Raw genomic sequence first — 602 nt, forward strand, 5'->3', positions numbered from 1 at the left:
TGACGGGTAACAACACCTATGCCGGCCCGACGCTGGTCAATCAGGGGCGGCTGGCAGTCAACGGCTCGGTCACCTCGGCCGTCAGCGTACAGAACGGCGGCATCGTCGGCGGCAGCGGCACGGTCGGTTCGCTGACCGCCCGCCGCGGCGGCACCGTGGCGCCGGGTAACTCGATCGGCACCCTGAACGTGGCGGGTAACGTCAGCTTCGAGCCGGGTTCGCGCTACGCGGTGGAAGTGGGGCCGAACGGCCAGAGCGATCGGATCCAGAGCAGCGGATCGGCGACGATCGGCGGCGGCGAGGTGGCGGTGACGCTGGAGAACAGCCCCAACCTGCTGACGCAAAGCGAGGTGCGCAGCCTGCTGGGCCAGCAGTACAACATTTTGAGCGCGCAGCAGGGGGTGAGCGGGCAGTTTGACGCGGTGGCGCCGAACTACCTGTTCCTCGGCACCGGGCTGAGCTACCAGCCGACCGGGGTGACGCTGAGCGTCGGGCGCAACGGCACGAGCTTCGCCAGCGTGGCGCAGACGCCGAACGAGCGGGCGGTGGCGGCAGCGGCGGATGCGCTGGCGGCGGGCAACCCGGTGTACGAGAGCCTGCTC

General features: G+C 70.1%; 1 protein-coding gene. It reads left to right on the forward strand.

Annotated elements, in window-relative coordinates:
• The coding region (locus EKL15_RS24850; protein WP_203090525.1) for an autotransporter outer membrane beta-barrel domain-containing protein at positions 1 to 602 on the forward strand (602 nt) is incomplete at both ends.

The sequence above is a fragment of the Serratia sp. 4542 genome, assembly GCF_016805595.1.
Lineage (GTDB): Bacteria > Pseudomonadota > Gammaproteobacteria > Enterobacterales > Enterobacteriaceae > Serratia > Serratia nevei.